Raw genomic sequence first — 20093 nt, forward strand, 5'->3', positions numbered from 1 at the left:
CCCGCGGGTCACTCCGAGTTCACCCAGCGGGCGGACCCGTGCCCGGCGCGTTCATCAGGCGGGTGCTCCGGAGACCGGTTTCACATGGCAGCCGCGTCCGGTCCGATCCGGCTGCGTACGGCTGTCTGGACCTCGGCCTCCTCGGCCGGATCGGCGGCGAGTCGGCGCAGCCGCTCCACGACCCGGGCGTCACCGGTCTCGGCGTGCCGGGCGGCGATCTCGCGGGTGGACTCCTCGCAGTCCCAGAGGCACTCGATGGCGAACCCGGTGGCGAAGGAGGAGTCGGTGGCGGCGAGGGCGCGGGCGGCCCGGCCGCGCAGATGGGATGAGGCCGTCTCGCGGTAGACATGGCGCAGCACGGGGGCCGCGCAGGCGATGCCGAGCCGTCCGGCGCCGTCGACGAGCGTCCACAGGGTCGGCGCGTCGGGGCCCTCGCCCCGTACGGCCTCCCGGAGCGCCGCGAGGACGTGGTCGCTGTCCTGCGCTCCGCCCCGGCAGGCGAGCATGCGTCCGGCGGCGGCGCCGAGGGGGTCGGGCCGGCGGGCCCAGCCGCGCGCCCGGTCGACGGCGGCGACACTGCGCATGCGTTCGAAGGCGTCCAGGGCGGCTTCCACGACGGCTGCCGAGCCGGTGGCCACGGCGACCTCGATCAGGTCGAGGGCGTCCGGATCGTTGCTGTCGGCGAGATAGCGCAGGGCGGTGCAGCGGGCGCCGTCGAAGCCGTCCTTGGCGGCCCGGACGATTTCCGGCCGGTCCTCGGGGCCGGCGACGGCCGTGAGACAGCGCGCGGCGGGGACATGGAGCGCGGCGCCGCGTTCGAGGCCCTGTTGGGCCCATTCGAAGACGGCCTGCACGCTCCACCCCGGACGGGGTCCGCTCGGACGCATCTGCCGCTGCCAGCGGTCGAAACAGCCGGTCTCGTGAGCGGCACGCACGCGCGTGGCGATGGATTCGCGCGGATCCTCCGCCCACAGCCGCCAGGGCCTCGGTTCGAAGGCGTCACGCACGACGGCGGCCAGCTCGGCCTCCCCCTCGGCGTCGGTGGAGAAGCGCGCCAGGACGGGCGCCGCGAGGGCACGCAGTCCGGCGTCGTCGTCGCGCAGCGCCAGCTCGTCCAGGGCCCAGGCCCAGTTGGAGCCGTGGGCGGCGTACCGGCGCAGCAGTTCGAGCGCGTCCCGCCTGCCGTAGGAGGCGAGGTGGCCGAGGACGGCGAGGGCCAGCCCGGTGCGTGACTCCTCGGTGTCGAGGGCGTCCTCGACGTCGAAGAGGTGCGCCTCGATCTCGTCCAGCTCGCCGTTCAGGTCGAGGTAGAGACGGGCGTAGTACAGGGAGCGGTTCTCCACCTGCCAGTCGTGGCGGGGGTCGCGCAGCACGCAGTGGTTCAGGGCCGCGAGCGCTTCGGCGCGCGGGGCGGTGAGCGCGTGCAGAGTGCCGTCGCCGCGGCCCCGCTGGAGCAGGCCGAGCAGCGTACCGCTGGGCGCTATGACCGGATCGAACATGGGAAACAGCCTCACATCAAGCGTCGACGCAACCGGGGACGTGCATTACCTGGCCGCGTGACAACACGTCGGGGCGCCCGCCGTTTCCTGCTTGCTGTAAGCCATCTTCCTCTGCCTCTCGTCGGTGGCCCATGCGGACCGTCACGGCCCGCGCGGTGCGGCATCACCTGCCCAGCCATCGCGTCCGTGAATCACGACGTCATGATGACTCGGCAGTTACATCCACCGCGACCGAAATTTCGGCGGCCGGTTACCGCCTCCCCCGTTTTCTGTGTTTGCCCTGTTCAGGGCATGCGTATCAGTGTGCGCCGAACAATTCGAGCAGTTGTGTCTTGCCGAACATCCGAGCCGTGTCGACGGCCGACGGCGTGCCGGCGGCCGGGTCGGCCCCGCCCTCCAGGAGGGCCTTGATCACTTCTTCCTCGCCCTTGAAGACGGCCCCGGCGAGTGGCGTCTGGCCTCGGTCGTTGACACGGTCGGCCTCGGCACCCCGGGCGAGCAGGGCACGCACCGCCTCGGCGTGGCCGTGGTAGGCGGCGAGCATCACCAGACAGTCGCCGCGGTCGTTGGTGAGGTTGGCCGGGACGCCCGCGTCGACGTACGCCACGAGCGCCTCCGTCCGCCCCTGCCGGGCCAGATCGAAGATCTTGGTCGCCAGCTCCACGACCTCTGGGTCGGGGGCTTCACTCATGGAGTGGACCGCCTCTCAGTACAACCGTTCAGGTGAATCGCCAGCGTACTGGCTCGCGCCGCACATGACCCGATGTGCCGGAGGTAAAGATCACCGCAGACCCGGTCGGGGGCAGGAGCCAAGCCTGACCGGTCCGAGACAGCTCCGCCAACCGAGGGAAATCATCCGAATTTCACCCAGTTGCACCTTTAATAGTATGGATACATGCTGTGAGCCTGGAAGTACTCATCGTGACTGTCCCCACGAACCAGGAGCACTCACATGATCCTCTCCATCTCAGGCGTCGTTCTGCTCGGCATCGTCGTCTTCATCTTCTTCCGCAAGGACGGACTGAAGGCGTCGCACGCCCTGATCTCGGCCCTGTTCGGCTTCTACCTGGCGAGTACGGCCATCGCGCCGAGCATCAAGGCCGGCGGCGAGAGCCTGGCGAGCCTCCTCGGCGGCATCAAGTTCTGACGCCGCTCCTCCCGCCCGTACGCACCTTCAGGAGACAGCAGTGGCCCGGCGCCCCCTCCCCCGCATCCTGAGCACAGGCAGCGCGCAGATCGCCCGGAGCCGGGAGCTGGCCCGGACGGCGGCCGACAGCGCCACCGACGTTCTCCAGCCGCTGATCACGATCACCCGCGGTCTGCGCCGACTGGCCTCGGCCGGACGGCGCAAGTGGGCCGACACCCCCAAGGACAGGCGCGCGCCGCTGCTGTTCCTGGTGGCGTCGGTGATCCTGGTCGTGGCGCTCGTTCCGTACGGCCCGCTGCTCGCCGTCATCACGCTGATGGCGGCGGCAGCCTGGCAGGGCCGGGACCGCAAACAGTCGCAGTCCGACGGTCCGGACGAGTCGCAGGCGCAGCGCCTGCGGTCGCTGTACGAGGCCCTGGTGCCGTATTTCTCGGCCGCCGAGGATCCGGCCCCCCTCTACTCCCACGGCGGCCAGTGGGAGAAGGCCTTCCCCGCCTACGAGTTCGACGAGACGGACCGCATCACGCACCTCGTGGTCCGCTACCCGGCGTACTTCACCGACGGCGAGTCCGAGTCCCGCGCCCGGATCGAGCAGCTGCTGCACTCGAAGTCGGGCCGCGGCCGCGAGTACCACTTCGACTGGGACGAGGAAGGCAACGAGCTCACGGTCACCGTGCTGCCGCCGCTGCCCACCGACATCGCCGCCCAGCGCTTCGTCACGGCCCCCGGCGAGACGGTCCTCGGCTTCACCGACCCCACCCAGATCCAGCGCACGCTCCCGCTCACCCACGGCGAGGAGCAGCGGGACGTGCCGCCGGTCGTCTGGCGCACGGGCATCCGCTCCACCGAGCCGCACCTCCTGGTCATGGGCCAGCCCGGCAGCGGCACCTCGACCCTGTTGCGCTCCATCGCCCTCCAGGCCCTGCAGTACGGCGACATCGTGATCGTCGAGGGCGGCGGCACCGGCGAGTACGCGTGTCTGACCGGCCGGGACGGCGTCCTGGCGGTGGAGTGCGGCCTTGCCGGGGCGCTGGCGAGCCTGGAGTGGGCGGCCACCGAGACGGAACGCCGGCTCATCGCGGTCAACCAGTCCCGGCAGGCGGGTCATCCGCCGCCCGAGGACACCAAGCGCCCCCTGTGGGTCCTCCTGGACCGCCCGAGCGCCTTCGCCCACCTGGCCGCGGCCGACGGCCGCAAGGACCCGCAGTCCCTGCTCCAGGTGCCGCTGCGGCACGGCCGCGCGGTGAACGTGACCGTGGTCGTCGCCGACCAGTTCGACAGCGCGGACGCCCTGAGCGACGCCGTACGACAGCACACGCGCGCGCGTGTCGTCCTCGGCCCGGCCACGGCCGAGCAACTGGAAACGGTCCTGGGCGCGCCCCCGCACACCACCCCGGTCGCCCAGGTCCCGCCCGGCCGCGGCTACGCCCGCCTGGGCACGGGGCCGGTCCACCGCCTCCAGGTCCCGGCGACGCCCGACCCCTATGACGACGCGACGAGCGAGGCGGACCGGCAGGCGGTGCTGGCGTTGCTGCCGGAGCGGACGATGCCGGCGGACGGGGAGCAGGTGGAGGCGGGGCCGGTGGAGGCGGGGCTGGTGAAGGCGGAGCTGATGGAAGTGGAGCCGGTCGAGGCGGAGCCGGTTCGTTCGGAGGCCGTGGTGGCGGAGAGCACCTCCACGTAGACGCGAGCAGCCTGCGGGCGCCGCTTTTCACGCAACGAACGTACGAGGCGTCTCCCCACCCCCGGACCCGCTCTCCACAAGCCGCACCGCCGCAGCCAACCGAGCCGCCGCCTCCTCGGCCACCGCACCCCCCACGGTGAACGGCAACCGCACGTACCCCTCGAACGCCCCGTCCACCCCGAACCGCGGCCCGGACGGCACCCGCACCCCGACCCGCTCCCCCGCCTCCGCCAGCCGTGACCCCGACAGTCCCCCGGCCCGCACCCACAACGTGAGCCCGCCCTTCGGTACCTCGAACTCCCACGTCGGCAGTTCCCGCCGTACTGCCACCACCAACGCGTCCCGGTTCTCCCGCGCCTGATCGCGCCGGAGTTCCACGGCGTGTTCCCAACCCCTCGTGCTGAACAGCCAGTTCACGGCCAATTGCTCCACCACCGGCGTGCCCAGATCCGCGTACGCCCGCGCGGCGACCAGGCTACGGATCACATCCGGTGCCGCCCGCACCCACCCGATGCGCATCCCCGCCCAGAACGCCTTGCTGGCCGACCCGACGGTGACGACCGTCGACCCGGCCGGATCGAAGGCGCACACGGGCCGGGGCATCTCGAGGTCCCCGTCGAGATGCAGCTCGCTCATCGTCTCGTCGGCGATCAGCACCGTCCCCGCCGACCGCGCCGCCTCCACCAGCCGCCGTCGCTGGTCGTCGTCGGCGAGCGCGCCGGTCGGGTTGTGGAAGTCGGCGACGACGTACGCGATCCGGGGCGCGGCGTCCCGCAGCACCTGCCGCCAGCGGTCCATGTCCCAGCCGGTGAGGCCCTCGGCCATGGCGACGGGCACGAGCCGGGCGCCGGCCTCCCGCATCAGCTGGAGGATGTTGGCGTACGAGGGCGACTCGACGGCGATCCGCTCTCCCCGCCCCGCGAAGAGATGACAGATCGCGTCGATCGCGCCCATCGCACCCGTCGTCACCATGATCTGCTCGGGCATCGTCGGGATCCCGCGGGCGGTGTAGCGTTCGGCGATCATCGAGCGCAGCGCGGGCAGCCCGGCCGGATAGTCGCCGTGCGTGTGGGCGTACGGCGGCAGCTCCTCCAGGGCGCCCTGGACGGCTCGGGTCAGCCACGGCTCGGGCGCGGGGAGCGCCGCGCAGCCCAGGTCGATCATCGAGCCGAGCGCCTCGGGCGGCAGGGGTTCGAGACCGCGAGCGGGCAGCGGGTTCCCGGCCGGCACCGCCGTCCAGCTTCCGGCCCCGCGCCTTGACTCCAGGAATCCCTCGGCGCGCAGTGCCTCGTAGGCGGCGGCGACCGTGGTGCGGCTGACGGAGAGGGACAGGGCCAGTTCCCGTTCGGCGGGCAGCCGGGCGGCCACCGGCACGCGCCCTTCGAGCACCAGCAGCCGGATGCCGTCGGCGAGCGCGCGGTAGGCAGGCGGACGGCGTGTGCCCGGGCCCGCCGGGCGGTCCTGCTGGGAGTTGAGCAGCCGGGCGAGTTGCGGGGCACCCACTGCCGAGGTCCACTGCGCCATGGATATCAGTCCACCTTCCCCGGATTGGCCATGGATGACGTTTCCACCCAAGCCCCAGGGTGTCATGCGTCAGGCCACCATCACCACAGGGGGACCCCTTGTCCACGAAGAGTCCGGGCCGGCTCGGTCGGCGGTTGATCCAGCTGTACGTCGGTCTCGCGCTCTACGGGGCGAGTTCGGCGCTCCTCGTCGAGGCCGGCCTGGGTCTGGAGCCCTGGAACGTGCTGCACCAGGGTCTGGCCGAGCTCACCGGACTGACGATCGGAGTCGTGTCGATCGTGGTGGGCGCGGCGGTACTGCTCCTGTGGATTCCGCTGCGTCAACGCCCCGGCCTCGGCACGGTCTCCAACGTCTTCGTGGTCGGCATCGCCATGGACGGCACGCTCGCCGCGGTCCCGGAGGCGCACACCCTCGCCGTACGCATTCCCCTTCTTCTCGCCGGCGTCCTGCTCAACGGCGCGGCCACCGGCCTCTACATCGCCGCGAGCTTCGGGCCGGGGCCGCGGGACGGCCTGATGACCGGTCTGCACCGGCGCACCGGCCGCTCGATCCGCCTGATGCGGACGGCCGTCGAGGTGGCGGTCGTGGTGACCGGCTTCGCCCTGGGCGGCACCATCGGTGTCGGCACCGTCCTGTACGCGGTGTCGATCGGGCCGCTCGCCCAGCTCTTCCTGCGCGTGTTCGCCCTCCCCTCGGCATCCGACGGCAGCGCGGTCGTTGCCACCGGGCCACCCCGGGGAGCGATACTTCGACCGTGAGCACGCGGATACGCCATCCCTTTCTCGACCATCCCGGCCCGATCGCCTTCGCCCACCGCGGCGGCGCGGCCGAGGGCCTGGAGAACACCGAGCTGCAGTTCCGGCGCGCGGTCGAGGCGGGCTACCGCTACCTGGAGACCGACGTCCACGCCACGGCGGACGGCAAGCTCGTCGCCTTCCACGACGCGACCCTGGACCGGGTGACCGACGGGGCGGGCCGGATCGCGGACCTGATGTGGAAGGACGTACGGCACGCGCGCGTGGCGGGCAAGGAACCGGTGCCCCTCTTCGAAGATCTCCTGGAGGCCTTCCCCGAGGCCCGGTGGAACATCGACGTCAAGGCGGAGTCGGCGCTCCTTCCCCTCTTGGAGCTGATCGAGCGCACGAACTCCTGGGACCGGATCTGCGTCGGCTCGTTCGCGGAGGCCCGCGTGGTCCGAGCCCAGCGGCTGGCCGGACCGCGCCTGGCGACCTCGTACGGCACCCGCGGTGTACTCAATCTGCGACTGCGCTCCTGGGGCCTGCCGGCTGTGGTGCGCCGCTCCGCGGTGGCCGCGCAGGTGCCCGAGGCCCAGTCCGGCATCCAGGTGGTGGACCACCGCTTCCTCCGCACCGCCCACGCGCGCGGGCTGCAGGTCCACGTGTGGACGATCAACGAGCCGGAGCACATGCACCGGCTCCTGGACCTGGGAGTCGATGGCATCATGACCGATCACATCGACACGCTGCGCAAGGTCATGGAGGACCGGGGCGTCTGGGTCTGAACCCCCTGAGAGCCGGATGCCCTCGCGCGGCACCTTTCACGGGGAAGCGAGGGCACGGGTGGGCACCGGCACCGTGCGGACGGAAGCGGCCGACGAGGCCGCCGAACGGCGGCGTGAACAGCGCGGCTGGTACTTCTACGACTGGGCCTGCTCCGTCTACTCGACCAGCGTGCTCACCGTGTTCCTGGGGCCCTATCTGACGTCGGTCGCCGAGTCGGCGGCGGACACCGATGGCTTCGTGCACCCCCTCGGGATCCCGGTGCGCGCCGGGTCCTTCTTCGCGTACTCGGTGTCCCTGTCGGTGATCGTGGCCGTGCTGCTGATGCCCCTGGTCGGCGCCGCCGCCGACCGCACGGGCCGCAAGAAGCCCCTCCTGGCGGCCGCCGCCTACACCGGGGCAGCGGCCACGACAGCCATGTTCTTCCTCGACGGCGACCGCTATCTTCTCGGCGGCGTCCTGCTGATCGTCGCGAACGCCGCGCAGTCCGTGGCGATGATGCTCTACAACTCCTATCTGCCGCAGATCGCCCCGCCCGAGGAGCGCGACGCGGTCTCCTCCCGGGGCTGGGCCTTCGGATACGCGGCGGGCTCGCTGGTCCTGGTCGCGAATCTCGTCCTCTACACCGCCCACGACTCCTTCGGCCTCTCGGAGAGCGCGGCGGTCCGCGTCTGCCTGGCGTCCGCCGGACTGTGGTGGGGCGCCTTCGCCCTCGTCCCCCTACGACGGCTGCGCGACCGCCGCCGCTCCGTCACGACGGACGCGAAGGAGGACGCGAAGGAAGAGGCGAGGGCGTCGACGGCTCTCGGCTTCCGGCAGCTCGCCGCGACCGTCCGCGACATGCGCCGCCACCCGCTGACGCTCGCCTTCCTGCTGGCGTACCTCATCTACAACGACGGCATCCAGACCGTGATCTCCCAGGCGTCGATCTACGGCTCCGAGGAACTGGGACTCGGGCAGTCCACGCTCATCGGGGCCGTGCTGCTGGTCCAGGTGCTGGCGGTGGCGGGCGCGCTGGGGATGGGCCGGCTGGCCCGGACGTACGGGGCGAAGCGCACGATCCTCGGCTCCCTGGTCGCCTGGACGGTGACGCTGGGCGCGGGCTACTTCCTGCCCGCCGGCGCCCCCATGTGGTTCTTCGTGCTGGCCGCCGGGATCGGACTCGTCCTCGGCGGCAGCCAGGCGCTGTCCCGCTCGCTGTTCTCGCATCTCGTCCCGCCCGGCAAGGAGGCCGAATACTTCTCGGCATACGAGATGAGCGACCGCGGCATGAGCTGGCTGGGCCCGCTGCTGTTCGGGATCACCTACCAGGTGACCGGAAGCTATCGGGACGCGATCATCTCGCTGGTGGCCTTCTTCGTCATCGGATTCGTGCTGCTCGCGCGGGTTCCGGTACGGCGGGCGATCGGCGCGGCGGGGAACCCGGTTCCCGAAAGGATTTAGCGTTTAACACCAAAGCGCTGTAGTGTACGCGTTTGGCCTGCCAGGCGTACCGTTACTGCGCGTCAAAGATGCCGAAACGCTGGGTGACATCTGCTAGCAGATGTGACAAACCGGGCGCTGGTGGGTACAACAAGGGGCGGCTACGACGGCGACGCATGACCCGGAACGGGACACGGAACGGGAATCTTTACCGCCGACCGGACGTTGACCGGATGACGACGACAGCGACACCTGTCCTGTGGGCGACAAGCCCGGGAGGCACGATTCATGAGTGAGCGAGCTCTTCGCGGCACGCGCCTCGTGGTGACCAGCTACGAGACGGACCGCGGCATCGACCTGGCCCCACGCCAGGCCGTGGAGTACGCATGCGAGAAGGGGCACCGCTTCGAGATGCCCTTCTCGGTCGAGGCGGAGATCCCGCCGGAGTGGGAGTGCAAGGTCTGCGGGGCCCAGGCACTCCTCGTGGACGGCGACGGCCCTGAAGAGAAGAAGGCCAAGCCCGCGCGTACGCATTGGGACATGCTGATGGAGCGGCGTACCCGCGAGGAACTCGAAGAGGTCCTCGCGGAGCGCCTGGCCGTTCTCCGCTCCGGCGCGATGAACATCGCGGTCCACCCGAGGGACAGCCGAAAGTCGGCGTAGTCCAGCGGGACCTGGAGCGGACTTACACAGCACACGAGTAACCGCGGGCGCCGTACGTGAAGTCGACGTACGGCGCCCGCGGTTTTCGTGTCACGGCAGAGCGGGTCGCCGCCCCGAAAGCCGCTCAGCGCGTGAGCGGCGGACGCGGGTCCTGCGGGGTGTCCCCCGGTTCGTCCCTGATGACCTCGCCCGGGACCACCTTGCCGTCGGGGCGGTGCATACGGGCCTGTTGGAAGGCGTCGCCCAGGGTGCCCGGGCCGGCTTCGCGCAGCTTGCGCTCGACGGTGCGCTCCGCGTAGCTGCTGAGGGCCTTCTGGACCGGCGGGATCAGCAGGAGCAGGCCCACCGCGTCCGAGATCAGGCCGGGGAGCATCAGGAGCAGGCCGCCGAGCATCATCAGGCCGTTGCCGCCGCCGTTCGAACTCGACGGGGCGCCGCCTCGCTGCACCGCCTCGTTCAGGTTCTGGAAGGCGCGCCGGCCCGCCCGCTTGATGACCACCGAGCCGAGCAGGAAACCGGCGAGCAGCAGCAGGAACACCGTGAACCCGCTCGCCGCGCCCGCGACCACGGTGAGCAGCCAGATCTCCAGCACCAGCCAGGCGGCGATGCCCAGCGGCAGGAACGTGCGCAGCCGGGAGCGCCGGGGCCGGGCGGGGTACGTGGGAGTCGGAGCGCCAGTCGTCATGCATCCAGTGTGCCTGGGCACGGCTCAGTACGGGATAAGGGGGCGATCAACCGTTTCTGTGCGGCGGTGTCCCTACGGCTGCGAGGGCTTGCCCCGCCGGCCGACGATCTTGCCGACCCGCTCGCCCACGCCCCACGTCGTGACCCGCCACAGCGCCTCGACGAGGATGTCACGGCTCATCTTGGAGTCGCCGAGTTCACGCTCGACGAAGGTGATGGGCACCTCGACGACGTGGTAGCCCGCTTTGACGGCGCGGCGGGCGAGATCGACCTGGAAGCAGTAGCCCTGGGAGGCCACCTCTTCGAGGCCGAGGCCCTCCAGGGTCTCGCGGCGGAAGGCGCGGTAGCCGCCGGTGACGTCGCGCAGCGGCAGGTCCAGGGCGAGGCGCGAGTACAGGCTGCCGCCGCGGGAGATGACCTCGCGGGACTTCGGCCAGTTCACGACCCGGCCGCCGGGCACCCAGCGGGAGCCGAGGACCAGGTCGGCGCCCTTGAGGGCGGTCAGCAGGCGGGGCAGTTCCTCGGGCTGGTGGGAGCCGTCGGCGTCCATCTCGATCAGGACGCCGTACCCCTTCTCCAGGCCCCAGCGGAAGCCCGCGAGGTAGGCGGCGCCGAGGCCTTCCTTGCCCTTGCGGTGCAGGACCTGGACGTGGTCGTCCTCGGCGGCCAGTTCGTCGGCGAGCTTGCCCGTGCCGTCGGGGCTGTTGTCGTCTGCGACGAGCACGTGCGCCTCGGGGACGGCCTTGCGCACCCGGCCGACGATCGCCTTGATGTTCTCCGCCTCGTTGTAGGTCGGAATGATCACCAACGCCGTACCGAGCGGGCCGAACTGTCTCCCCCGGTCCTGTGCCGCGAGGGTCCCGTCGCCGTCGTTCACTGCTGCCCCTTCATCTCCGTACGCAGAGGTCCACCATAGTGGCCGCAGCCTGCGATGACGTGACAAGACGTTCGTATGGTGGTGCCGTTTCCACAAGAGCGGGGTAAGACCGCGGATTTCGGCCGCCGTGCGTTCACCGCGCGTTCTGCGGATGGGGGCCCGGCGCCCTTCGGGCCGACCTGGGACCCGCTGGCTGCGAGTCGACCGAAAGCCGTTGTCTACTGAGCGCCCGGGCCCCACCCGGGTCACACCTCCCCGACCGGCCGGAAGGTTCCCTCGTCCTGGCGCGGGCGCTGAGCCTGGCTCCCAGTGGCGGTGCCCCGGTGCGGCACACCGTCCCTGACCCAGCGGCGCCGCGACGAGTCGTGGACGTTCCCCGGTCGGGCGTCCGGTGGTGGACTCGGCCGAACCTATCGGCCCGCTGCCGTCGGCTGTCAACAGCCGTTTGACCTGTGGGTTTTCGGTCAATGCCCTGGTCAGTGCGGAGGATGCGCAGGTCGCGCGACGCGGCGGCGGCGGCCGATCGGCGTCGCGCCACCCCAGGAGATCACTCGCCCGGCCGTACGAAAACCGTCCGTCCGCCCACCACGGTACGCAGGCAGATGGGCAGGTCACGGCCCGGGGTCAGGTCGGGCAGGCCGGGCGTGCCGGAGCGGGGGTCGGTCGACCAGCGGGCGACGCGGTCGTCGGGGGCCTGGACCACCAGCTCCTCGGTGCGCCACACGGCGTAGTCCGCGGGCGCGCCGGGCACCAGGACCCCCGCGTCGTCCCGCCCGATCGCCCGCCAGCCGCCGCGCGTGTGCGCGGTGAACGCGGCCCGTACGGAGACGCGGTGTTCCGGCGTGCGGTGGAAGGCGGCCGCGCGGACCGTGCCCCACGGGTCCAGGGGCGTGACCGGGCTGTCGGAGCCGAAGGCGAGCGGGACACCGGCCCGTAGCAGGGCGGCGAAGGGGTTCAGGGTGCGGGCCCGGTCGGCGCCCAGGCGCTGGGCGTACATACCGTCCTCGCCGCCCCACAGGGCGTCGAAGGCGGGCTGGACGGACGCGGTCAGGCCGAGCTCGGCGAAGGCCGCGATCGTCTCGGGCGTGAGCATCTCGGCGTGCTCGACGCGATGGCGGGCGGCCCGGACGCGGGCGAGGCCGAGCTTCTCGGCGGCGGCGCGCACGCCCTCGACGACGGCGCTCACGGCGGCGTCGCCGATCGCGTGGAAGCCCGCCTGAAGGCCCGCCTCGGTGCAGGCGATGACGTGGGTGGCCACGGCGGCCGCGTCCAGGTAGGCGGTGCCCGTGTGGTCGGCGTCGGCGTACGGCTGGTGCAGGCAGGCGGTGTGCGAGCCGAGGGCACCGTCGGCGAACAGATCGCCGGCGGCGCCGATCGCGCCCAGCTCACGCGCCTTGTGGACGTCCTGCTCGGCCCAGTAGCCGACGACACGCGGGCCGGTCTGCTCGGAGGCGAGTTTCAGCAGGCCGGTGAAGTCGTCCTCGGAGGAGATCTCCGGCCCCGCGCACTCATGGACGGTGCCGATACCGAGGGAAGCGGCGTGGGCGAGGGCGGTGCGCTGGGCCTCGGTGCGCTGGCCCGGCGTCACGGCTGCGAACGCGGCGGCGCGTACGGCGTGATGGGCGTCGGCGGTGAATGGGCCGGCCGTCACGCCGAGGCCGGGGGTCATGTCCAGCAGGGCCGTCGTGACGACCGCCGAGTGGACGTCGATCCGGCTCAGGTAGAGGGGGCGGCCGTCCGTTGCCTCGTCCAGTTCGGCGCGCGTCGGGGGACGGCCGCCGGGCCAGCGGGAGGCGTCCCAGCCGTGGCCGAGCAGGACCCGGTCGTGCGGACGGGCGGCGGCGAAGTCCCGTACGAGGGCCAGGGCCGCCTCCAGGGAGGGCGCGTCGGACAGGTCGAGGCCGGTGAGCGCCAGGCCCGTCGAGGTGGTGTGCACATGTGCGTCGGTGAACGCCGGGGTGACGAGGGCGCCGTCCAGGTCGATGACGTCGTCGACGCCGTCCGTGAAGGCGTCGGCAGCCCCCTCGGAGCCGACCCAGGCGACCTGGCCGCGCTCGACGACCATCGCTGTGGCGAAGGGGTCGGCCGGGCTGTGGACTTCTCCGCGACGGAGCAGGACGGTGTTCGGCTCGGGGGTGCGCTCGCTCATGGGGAACAGTCTCGCGCCTCGCCCGAGCCGCCCGGCACACAGGTCGGTCAGATGCGCGGCGGCCGCGCCTCGTACGGCGTCGACAGCACCACCGTCGTCCGCGTGGACACCCCCGCCAGCGAGCGCAACCGCGCCAGCAGCTCCTCCAGTTCGTGCGGCGTGGCCACGCGCACCTTGAGGATGTAGTTCTCGTCACCCGCGACGCTGTGGCAGGCCTCGATCTCGGGGACGCCGGCCAGGCGGTCCGCGATGTCGTCGGGGGCACTGGGGTCGAACGGCTTCACCGAGATGAAGGCGGTCAGCGGCAGCCCGACGGCCTCCGGGTCGACGACCGCGGCGTAGCCGCGGATGACGCCACGCTGTTCCAGCCGGCGCACCCGCTGGTGCACGGCCGACGTGGACAGGCCTGTGGCCTTGCCCAGGTCTGTGTAGCTCATCCGCCCGTCCTTGACGAGCAGCTGCACGATTTGTCGGTCCAGCTCCTCCATGGCGCAAGAACCTACAGTGCCCTTGATCTCCTCCGATACCTGAGCGGCGCAGGTCATACCCGGTTTGTGATGTGGCCGAGAGCAGCCTGTGAGCCGTTTGGGGGACAAAGCGGCCGCGCCGGGCACCTGCGGGCGGCATGTGACGAACGCCACACACCCCGAACAGGCTCCGTGATGTTCTCGTGATTACCGCCGAGACGGGGCGGGAAGTGCTTGCTGTGGTCGAGGCCGCAGCGCCTTCACGGCCCAGCCCGAGGGGGAGAACCCAATGCAGAGTCTTAAGCGCCCTGGTCGTACCGCACCCAAGCGGCTCCAGCCGGTCGTCGAGCCCGAGCCGGAGGGCGTCGAACCCGACGCCTACGACGAAGAACCCGACGCGTACGACACCTTCGAGATGTACCGGGTGATCTGCCCGGACTGCGCGCAGCCCATCGCCCTGCTGGCGGACGAGGAGGTCCTGCCGGAGCACGCGCTGTGCGCCTCACCGTGGAACCCGTTCGGACTCACGGTCTGCGCCGGCACCGGCCGCGCCGCGTCCGAGGCCCGTCCGGCCGACGAGTCGGTGGAGCCCCAGGAGCAGGACACCGCCCTGCTGCTGACGCTCCCCCAGGGACTCAACTGGCGGACGCAGCCCTTCTCGCACGTGGGCGGCCCGGGGTCCCGCCCGATCCGGGTGCCCGTCATGCGGCGCCACGCCGCCTGAGAGCGGCCTCGCTCCAACCTTCGTGACCGACCTGCACCACGGCTCCGCAGGCTGCCGTGGTGCGGTTCGGCACGCCGGAGGGTGACTTGGCGACACGTCGGCGGATGACGGTATGTGAGACGGATTGACGGTACGTCGGACAGTCGCCGCGGTTCGGCCCCATCCCGACCTCCGCGAACTCACGCCCGATTCCCGGGAGCGGTGACCTGTCCGCCGTCCTCCGCGTTGTCCCGGTATGCCCCCCACCTATACGGCGATCGGGCGGCAGCGCCGCCTGTTCGTACCCGCACCCGCAGGATCGGTTCCGCTTGCGCCGCCTCAGGTTCAGGATCCGCCCATCTACCGTGATCTGCTGCGCACTTGGGCCGACCGGGGCCGCACATTGCCGGGGCGCCACGACCCGGAGTGGGTCAGGCTCGCGGCACCCCTGGTCACGCGCGGTCAGTTCAGCGGCTCTCGGGACCCGCGAGGTGACGGGCGATGACCATCCGCTGGATCTGATTCGTACCCTCGACGATCTGCAGGACCTTGGCCTCGCGCATGTAGCGCTCGGCCGGGAAGTCCGCGGTGTAGCCGTACCCGCCGAGGATCTGGACGGCGTCGGTGGTCACCTTCATCGCCGTGTCGGTGCAGTGCAGCTTGGCCATGGCCGCCTGCTTGGCGAACGGCCGGCCCGCGTCCCGCAGCCGCGCGGCCGCCAGGTACAGCGCGCGGCCGGCCTCGATCTGGGTCGCCATGTCCGCGAGCATGAAGCGCAGGCCCTGGAAGTCGGCGATGGGCCGACCGAACTGCTGCCGCCCGGTCGCGTACCCCACTGCCTCGTCGAGTGCCGCCTGGGCCAGACCGACGGCGCAGGCCGCGATGCCGAGCCGCCCGGAGTCGAGCGCGGACAGGGCGATCGCGAAGCCCTGGCCCTCGTCGCCGATGCGGCGGTCGTCGGGGACGCGGACCCCGTCGAGGTGGACCTGCGCGGTCGGCGAGCCCTTCATGCCCATCTTCTTCTCCGGCGCCGCGGCGCTCAGACCCTCCGCGTCACCGGGCACCAGGAACGCCGTGATCCCGCGCGGCCCCTCCTCGCCCGTACGCGCCATGACCGTGTAGAAGTCGGCGATGCCACCGTGCGTGATCCAGGCCTTGGTTCCGGTGATCACCCAGTCGTCGCCCTCACGCACCGCCTTGGTCCGCAGCGAGGCCGCATCCGAGCCCGACGACGGCTCCGAGAGGCAATACGCACCCAGCAAGCCACCGCCGAGCATCGCCGGCAGGTGCTCGAGCTGCTGCTCCTTGGTGCCGTAGGTGGCGAGCGCGTAGGAGGCCAGGGTGTGCACGCTGACGCCGAGGCCGACGGTGAGGCGGGCCGCGGCGAGCTCTTCGAGGACCTGGAGGTAGACCTCGTAGGGCTGGTCACCGCCGCCGTACTCGGAGTCGTACGGCAGGCCGAGCAGTCCGGATTCGGAGAGCAGGGTGAAGACCTCACGCGGGAAGCGTCCGGCGTCCTCCTCCTCGGCCGCCTTCGGGGCGATCTCGCGCTGCGCGATGTCACGGACGAGCGAGATCAGATCCCGGGCCTCGTCCGTGGGCAGTTGACGGTCCACCGGCTGCGGGGCGCGGTCGGGCATGGCGACGCTCTCCTCCCTGTCGGGCAGATCGGCGGGGCGTGCGCCTTGGGTGGGGGCGGTTCCGCCGGGTCTCACTGGGTGCCGGCCGATGCTCGCACTCCCGGGTCACGGAAGCTGCTGACCAGCGGCTCTGCGCTGTGAGTATGCCCGATCGGAGGCATGCAGTCACCGGTTAACGACCGCTTACTTCAAGAAACCTACCTGCGGAGGATTCCCCGCGCCCCGAACTTGGTCCGAACCATTGACGGACTGGTCTAGTCCTCCTACTGTTTCGGCGCAACGCTTCATCGCGTCCATGCCAATCAGCGCAAGTTTCCCTCTCCCCCACGAGGAGACACCCGATGCTCACTGCCCACCGTCCCCGCTCCCGGCTCCGGGCGCTCGTCTCCGCCGCGTGCTGCGCCGTCCTCGGCGCCGGGCTGCTCGCCGGCGCGGGCGCCGCCACCGCCACCGCGACTCCGGCGGCCCAGAAGGCCGCCGGGTCCAAGGTGATCGGCTACTTCACCGAATGGGGCACCTACGACCGCAAGTACTACGTCAAGAACATCGAGACCTCGGGCTCGGCGGCGAGACTCACCCACATCAACTACGCCTTCGGCAACGTCACCGGCGGCAAGTGCGCGATGGGCGACGCCTACGCGGCGACCGACCGGACGTACACCGCGGCCGAGTCCGTCGACGGCGTCGCCGACGCCTGGGACCAGCCGCTGCGCGGCACGTTCAACCAGCTGCGCGAGCTGAAGAAGAAGCACCCGAACCTCAAGGTCCTGTGGTCCTTCGGCGGCTGGACCTGGTCGAGCGGCTTCGGCGAGGCCGCGAGGAACCCGGCCGCGTTCGCGCGGTCCTGCTACGACCTGGTGGAGAACTCCAAGTGGGCCGACGTCTTCGACGGCATCGACATCGACTGGGAGTACCCGAACGCCTGCGGCGCCACCTGTGACACCAGCGGCAGGGCCGCCTTCAAGAACCTGATGGTGGCGCTGCGAGCGAAGTTCGGGGGCGGTGCGCTCGTCACCGCGGCGATCACCGCCGACGCCACGCCCGGCGGCAAGATCGACGCGGCGGACTACGCGGGCGCGGCGCAGTACGTCAACTGGTACAACCCGATGACGTACGACTTCTTCGGTGCCTGGGACGCTACGGGGCCGACGGCTCCGCACTCGCCGCTCAACTCCTACTCCGGCATCCCGAGGGCGGGCTACCACACCTCGGCGACCATCGCGAAGCTCAAGGGCCTCGGCATCCCGGCCTCGAAGCTGCTGCTCGGCATCGGCTTCTACGGCCGCGGCTGGACCGGCGTCACGCAGTCGGCGCCGGGCGGCACCGCGACGGGCCCGGCGGCGGGGACGTACGAGCAGGGCATCGAGGACTACAAGGTGCTGAAGACGAAGTGCCCGGCGACGGGGACGGTCGCCGGCACCGCGTACGCCAAGTGCGGTAATAACTGGTGGAGTTACGACACTCCCGCGACCATCGCGACGAAGATGACGTACAAGAACCAGCAGGGTCTGGGCGGCACCTTCTTCTGGGAGCTGAGCGGGGACACCGCCGGCGGTGAGCTGATCAAGGCCATTGACTAGGCGGTCCCGCAGGGAACTTGGGGCGGAGGACCACGAGCCTCCGCCCCGACTCGTCAGGGGCCCCGGCGGGCCGGCTTCGGGGCCGGGTAGGCGGGATCCATGTCCTCGATGGCGCGCATGGCGCCGCCGAGCATCCTCACCAGCAGTTCGCGCATGGCGTCCCGGGACAGCTCGGGGTGGTCGATCCAGTCGAGGGCGGCTCCCTCGACGCTGCACACCCAGGCGAGCAGGCCCATGCGGGCCAGCGGGGCGATGTCGCCGCGCCCGTATGCCCCCTCGGCTATGGTCGCGACGATCGCCTCGCGCACCCCGTCCCGGATGGCGTGCACCTCGGTGTCGAAGCCGACCCCGCCGCTGACGATCGTGCGGTAGGCGGCCTGGTTGTGCTCGGCGTAGCGCAGATAGCTGTCGATGGTGCGGTGGACGCGGTCCACCGGTTCCAGTTCGAGGCCGCTCGCCGCGTAGGTGACCAGGTCGGCGACGGAGTCCTGGATGATGGCCAGGTAGTAGCCGCGCTTGGACTGGAAGTAGTAGTAGATCAGCCCTTTGGCGACATGCGCCTGCCGGGCGATGTCGTCCATGGAGAGTGCGTCGTACGACGTGTCGGCGAACAACTTCCGCCCGATGGCGATGAGTTCGGCACGGCGTGCGACCGAGCGCTCGGTGCCGCGAGCCCGCGGGCGGGCGGCGTCGCGCTGTTGACTAATATTCAATTTCGACCCTGGTCTCAACGGGCGGCGGGACACCCGCAGTATGGCAGGTCGGGTATGGGGCAGGTCACAGCAGACCGAGCCGCGTGACGAGCATCGCGATCACTACGACGAGGGTCCAGCCCATGGCGTGCTCGAGGAGCTTCGGGCCGTCTTCCCAGGGACCGCCGGTACGGGCGCGGGCGGCGGTGGCTGCTTGTGCGGTCATGGCGTCTCGCTGGTGTCGGACGTGCGGTGGACTCCCCCCGCGGTGCTGTCCACCTTGCCATCGTCGGTGGCTTGAGCGGTGGAGACGTTGGTCACAGACGACGGCCCCCCGCGGGATCGCCGGGGGCCGTCGCGGTACGGCTCAGCGGACGCCCACCGCCGCGAGCGCCTCGCGCTGGCGCGTGGTCGGCCGGTCCGGGAAGTACAGGTAGCAGACGCCGCCGGTGCCGGAGACCACCTTGCCGCTGGCGTTGTACCGCTTGGTCCTGAGCCAGATGTTCTCCCACTCGCGCCTCTTGTAGACGCGCCGCACCGCCTCATTGCTCGGCGACGCCGGGTCGTTGGCGATCACGTCGCCGGCCGCGGTGAAGCCGATGACGGTCATCAGGTGCCCGGCGGTGCCGTACCCCGCCCCCGTGAGCTCCCCCTTGAGGAAGGACTGGGACGTAATGGCCGGGATGTCGGCCGCGATCAGCGTCTCGAGGTCGGTGAGGGAACCGAGCCGGGTGACCACGCCCTGGAGACCCTTGAAGGTGGCCGCGTAGGCCGCGTTGAACGGCCAGTTGCCGCAGCCCGCGTACTGGTGGTCGTAGGTGAACCGGGCCGCGTGGCACACCTGCGGGTCGGCGTACGACGGGTCGACCCACGCCAGCTGCTCGCGGGTGAGCCGGCCGCCCCAGTACTCGATGATCATCTGCGAGGAGGTGGGGCTGCACCAGGCCTCGCCGCCGTTGTCGTACTCGGGGTACTGGCCGAGGTGGATCTCCTGCGAGTAGCGCGGGACGATCAGCTCCTGGGCGAGGCCGGGGGCGGAGGCCGGGACGGTGAAGCGGTCGGGGATGTCGGAACCCATCGCGCCGAGCCGCCAGACGGTCGGCGTGGTCTTCGTGCCGGGCTTGCGGTAGAGGGTGAGCCGGAGGCGGTACGAGGTCAGGCGCAGGCCCGTGGCCGGATCGTCGACGGCGAAGGTGTCCGTCCAGACGCTGCTCTTGCCGTCGCGCTGGTCGTCGACCGAGGTCCGCTTGATGTCCTGGTCGCCGGCCGCCCAGCGGCCCATCACGTACCAGGGGGTGGCCGAGCCGTCGGAGTAGGTGCCCTTGAGCTCGACCTTGAGCCAGGTGCCGGCCGGGGTGTGCGCGTTCCAGGAGGCGATCGTCTCCGTGGCGGGGACGGCGAGCTGGTGGACGGGGGACGTCCAGGTCGCGTACTCCCAGGCGGCGGTCCTGCCGGTGTGCGGGTCGGTGTAGTCGGTGGTGCCCGCGGAGGTGCCGATCACGACGCCCGGGCGGGAGCCCGAGACGGCCCGGGTGCCCTTCGCGGTGCCGCCGCGCCAGTCGGTGTACGTGGTCCAGAAGCGGTTGTCGACCGGGCGGGCCGGGGCCTGCGCGGGGTCCGCGGCGTCTGTCGCGGCGCTGCCCGCGCCTTCGGCGACCGCCGGGCCCCCGCCCCCCGCCACCACGGCGACGACCGCGGCGGTCAGGACGGTCCTGCGGGACGGCTGTTCGGCTCTGCTCATGGGCTCAGTGACCCCCAGGTGTCCGAGTCGGGGTGGGTCCAATTGCACGGTTGTGCGCCAACTATGGAGCAGGCGCCATGCTCCTGCCAGCACTTCGGCCT

20 protein-coding genes are annotated in these 20093 nt (G+C 71.3%); 9 read left to right on the forward strand and 11 right to left on the reverse strand.

Translation table 11 applies throughout. The features are described from left to right. Positions 1 to 80: 80 nt before the first annotated feature. Positions 81 to 1499 carry a HEAT repeat domain-containing protein gene (locus ABT063_RS25040; RefSeq protein WP_351060354.1) on the reverse strand — a complete coding sequence of 473 codons (1419 nt, stop codon included), beginning with the start codon at positions 1497 to 1499 and terminating at the stop codon, positions 81 to 83. Positions 1500 to 1797: 298 nt separating this feature from the next. Beyond that, positions 1798 to 2190 (reverse strand): ankyrin repeat domain-containing protein, encoded by a 393-nt coding sequence (locus tag ABT063_RS25045; protein ID WP_351060357.1) that lies wholly within the window; start codon positions 2188 to 2190, stop codon positions 1798 to 1800. Between the two features lie 261 nt (positions 2191 to 2451). Here ABT063_RS25045 and ABT063_RS25050 point away from each other — a divergent pair, with 261 nt between their 5' ends. Next, entirely contained in the window at positions 2452 to 2646 is a 195-nt protein-coding gene (locus ABT063_RS25050; protein ID WP_007380617.1) for a hypothetical protein, read from the forward strand. Positions 2647 to 2686: 40 nt separating this feature from the next. Further along, positions 2687 to 4330 (forward strand): P-loop NTPase family protein, encoded by a 1644-nt coding sequence (locus tag ABT063_RS25055; protein ID WP_351060360.1) that lies wholly within the window; start codon positions 2687 to 2689, stop codon positions 4328 to 4330. 27 nt (positions 4331 to 4357) lie between these two features. Here the strand turns inward: ABT063_RS25055 and ABT063_RS25060 are convergent, their stop codons facing one another. Beyond that, on the reverse strand, positions 4358 to 5854 hold the full coding sequence (locus tag ABT063_RS25060; RefSeq protein ID WP_351060363.1) for an SCO1417 family PLP biosynthesis transcription factor: 1497 nt from the start codon (positions 5852 to 5854) through the stop codon (positions 4358 to 4360). A 98-nt stretch (positions 5855 to 5952) separates the two neighbouring features. Here ABT063_RS25060 and yczE point away from each other — a divergent pair, with 98 nt between their 5' ends. The 4 genes from yczE to ABT063_RS25080 all read left to right on the forward strand — a co-directional run bounded on the left by yczE (position 5953) and on the right by ABT063_RS25080 (position 9459). Further along, positions 5953 to 6612 carry a membrane protein YczE gene (gene yczE, locus ABT063_RS25065; protein ID WP_351060366.1) on the forward strand — a complete coding sequence of 220 codons (660 nt, stop codon included), beginning with the start codon at positions 5953 to 5955 and terminating at the stop codon, positions 6610 to 6612. Further along, complete coding sequence (locus ABT063_RS25070; RefSeq protein WP_351060369.1) at positions 6609 to 7376, forward strand: glycerophosphodiester phosphodiesterase family protein; 768 nt, start codon at positions 6609 to 6611, stop codon at positions 7374 to 7376. Before yczE ends, ABT063_RS25070 begins: the two co-directional genes overlap by 4 nt. A gap of 58 nt (positions 7377 to 7434) precedes the next feature. After that, entirely contained in the window at positions 7435 to 8817 is a 1383-nt protein-coding gene (locus ABT063_RS25075) for an MFS transporter (protein ID WP_351060371.1), read from the forward strand. Between the two features lie 267 nt (positions 8818 to 9084). Next, on the forward strand, positions 9085 to 9459 hold the full coding sequence (locus tag ABT063_RS25080) for an RNA polymerase-binding protein RbpA (RefSeq protein ID WP_030677841.1): 375 nt from the start codon (positions 9085 to 9087) through the stop codon (positions 9457 to 9459). Positions 9460 to 9583: 124 nt separating this feature from the next. Here the strand turns inward: ABT063_RS25080 and fxsA are convergent, their stop codons facing one another. The 4 genes from fxsA to ABT063_RS25100 form a co-directional block, all read right to left on the reverse strand. Further along, positions 9584 to 10144: an FxsA family membrane protein gene (fxsA, locus tag ABT063_RS25085; RefSeq protein ID WP_351060375.1), complete on the reverse strand. Its 561-nt coding sequence runs from the start codon at positions 10142 to 10144 to the stop codon at positions 9584 to 9586. Positions 10145 to 10216: 72 nt separating this feature from the next. Continuing rightward, positions 10217 to 11020 carry a polyprenol monophosphomannose synthase gene (locus ABT063_RS25090; RefSeq protein ID WP_351060378.1) on the reverse strand — a complete coding sequence of 268 codons (804 nt, stop codon included), beginning with the start codon at positions 11018 to 11020 and terminating at the stop codon, positions 10217 to 10219. A gap of 547 nt (positions 11021 to 11567) precedes the next feature. Then, the gene (locus ABT063_RS25095; protein ID WP_351060380.1) at positions 11568 to 13169 is read right to left on the reverse strand and encodes an amidohydrolase; all 1602 of its coding nucleotides are present in this window, start codon (positions 13167 to 13169) and stop codon (positions 11568 to 11570) included. A 47-nt stretch (positions 13170 to 13216) separates the two neighbouring features. Next, the gene (locus ABT063_RS25100; RefSeq protein ID WP_018548954.1) at positions 13217 to 13657 is read right to left on the reverse strand and encodes an Lrp/AsnC family transcriptional regulator; all 441 of its coding nucleotides are present in this window, start codon (positions 13655 to 13657) and stop codon (positions 13217 to 13219) included. 268 nt (positions 13658 to 13925) lie between these two features. Between ABT063_RS25100 and ABT063_RS25105 the strand changes: the two genes are divergently transcribed. Both ABT063_RS25105 and ABT063_RS52280 read left to right on the forward strand, forming a co-directional pair. Continuing rightward, complete coding sequence (locus tag ABT063_RS25105; RefSeq protein WP_351060384.1) at positions 13926 to 14360, forward strand: hypothetical protein; 435 nt, start codon at positions 13926 to 13928, stop codon at positions 14358 to 14360. 235 nt (positions 14361 to 14595) lie between these two features. Next, positions 14596 to 14844 (forward strand): hypothetical protein, encoded by a 249-nt coding sequence (locus tag ABT063_RS52280; protein WP_502990879.1) that lies wholly within the window; start codon positions 14596 to 14598, stop codon positions 14842 to 14844. Here the strand turns inward: ABT063_RS52280 and ABT063_RS25110 are convergent. Beyond that, positions 14807 to 15979 carry an acyl-CoA dehydrogenase family protein gene (locus ABT063_RS25110; protein ID WP_351060387.1) on the reverse strand — a complete coding sequence of 391 codons (1173 nt, stop codon included), beginning with the start codon at positions 15977 to 15979 and terminating at the stop codon, positions 14807 to 14809. The two genes, ABT063_RS52280 and ABT063_RS25110, sit on opposite strands and share 38 nt — an antisense overlap. A gap of 341 nt (positions 15980 to 16320) precedes the next feature. On the opposite strand from ABT063_RS25110, the gene ABT063_RS25115 reads away from it, so the two are divergent. Continuing rightward, a complete protein-coding gene (locus ABT063_RS25115) occupies positions 16321 to 17559 on the forward strand; it encodes a glycoside hydrolase family 18 protein (RefSeq protein ID WP_351060390.1) in 1239 nt (412 codons plus the stop codon). Positions 17560 to 17612: 53 nt separating this feature from the next. Here ABT063_RS25115 and ABT063_RS25120 read toward each other — a convergent pair whose 3' ends face one another. The 3 genes from ABT063_RS25120 to ABT063_RS25130 all read right to left on the reverse strand — a co-directional run bounded on the left by ABT063_RS25120 (position 17613) and on the right by ABT063_RS25130 (position 19992). Next, on the reverse strand, positions 17613 to 18272 hold the full coding sequence (locus ABT063_RS25120) for a TetR/AcrR family transcriptional regulator (RefSeq protein ID WP_351060393.1): 660 nt from the start codon (positions 18270 to 18272) through the stop codon (positions 17613 to 17615). A gap of 64 nt (positions 18273 to 18336) precedes the next feature. Then, complete coding sequence (locus ABT063_RS25125; protein WP_351060396.1) at positions 18337 to 18477, reverse strand: SCO1431 family membrane protein; 141 nt, start codon at positions 18475 to 18477, stop codon at positions 18337 to 18339. A 141-nt stretch (positions 18478 to 18618) separates the two neighbouring features. Beyond that, complete coding sequence (locus tag ABT063_RS25130; RefSeq protein ID WP_351060399.1) at positions 18619 to 19992, reverse strand: C39 family peptidase; 1374 nt, start codon at positions 19990 to 19992, stop codon at positions 18619 to 18621. Between the last annotated feature and the right edge of the window lie 101 nt (positions 19993 to 20093).

Source organism: Streptomyces sp. NPDC002838, from assembly GCF_040295365.1.
In the GTDB taxonomy this organism is placed as follows: Bacteria; Actinomycetota; Actinomycetes; order Streptomycetales; family Streptomycetaceae; genus Streptomyces.

Bases quoted from the DNA above. Each gene is read 5' to 3' on its own strand.
- ABT063_RS25050 (WP_007380617.1), top strand. From the start codon at position 2,452: ATGATCCTCTCCATCTCAGGCGTCGTTCTGCTCGGCATCGTCGTCTTC.
- ABT063_RS25110 (WP_351060387.1), bottom strand. From the start codon at position 15,979: ATGCCCGACCGCGCCCCGCAGCCGGTGGACCGTCAACTGCCCACGGAC.
- ABT063_RS25040 (WP_351060354.1), bottom strand. From the start codon at position 1,499: ATGTTCGATCCGGTCATAGCGCCCAGCGGTACGCTGCTCGGCCTGCTC.
- ABT063_RS25105 (WP_351060384.1), top strand. From the start codon at position 13,926: ATGCAGAGTCTTAAGCGCCCTGGTCGTACCGCACCCAAGCGGCTCCAG.
- ABT063_RS25045 (WP_351060357.1), bottom strand. From the start codon at position 2,190: ATGAGTGAAGCCCCCGACCCAGAGGTCGTGGAGCTGGCGACCAAGATC.
- ABT063_RS25095 (WP_351060380.1), bottom strand. From the start codon at position 13,169: ATGAGCGAGCGCACCCCCGAGCCGAACACCGTCCTGCTCCGTCGCGGA.
- ABT063_RS25060 (WP_351060363.1), bottom strand. From the start codon at position 5,854: ATGGCGCAGTGGACCTCGGCAGTGGGTGCCCCGCAACTCGCCCGGCTG.
- ABT063_RS52280 (WP_502990879.1), top strand. From the start codon at position 14,596: ATGCCCCCCACCTATACGGCGATCGGGCGGCAGCGCCGCCTGTTCGTA.
- fxsA (WP_351060375.1), bottom strand. From the start codon at position 10,144: ATGACGACTGGCGCTCCGACTCCCACGTACCCCGCCCGGCCCCGGCGC.
- ABT063_RS25080 (WP_030677841.1), top strand. From the start codon at position 9,085: ATGAGTGAGCGAGCTCTTCGCGGCACGCGCCTCGTGGTGACCAGCTAC.
- ABT063_RS25115 (WP_351060390.1), top strand. From the start codon at position 16,321: ATGCTCACTGCCCACCGTCCCCGCTCCCGGCTCCGGGCGCTCGTCTCC.
- ABT063_RS25130 (WP_351060399.1), bottom strand. From the start codon at position 19,992: ATGAGCAGAGCCGAACAGCCGTCCCGCAGGACCGTCCTGACCGCCGCG.
- ABT063_RS25100 (WP_018548954.1), bottom strand. From the start codon at position 13,657: ATGGAGGAGCTGGACCGACAAATCGTGCAGCTGCTCGTCAAGGACGGG.
- ABT063_RS25125 (WP_351060396.1), bottom strand. From the start codon at position 18,477: ATGACCGCACAAGCAGCCACCGCCGCCCGCGCCCGTACCGGCGGTCCC.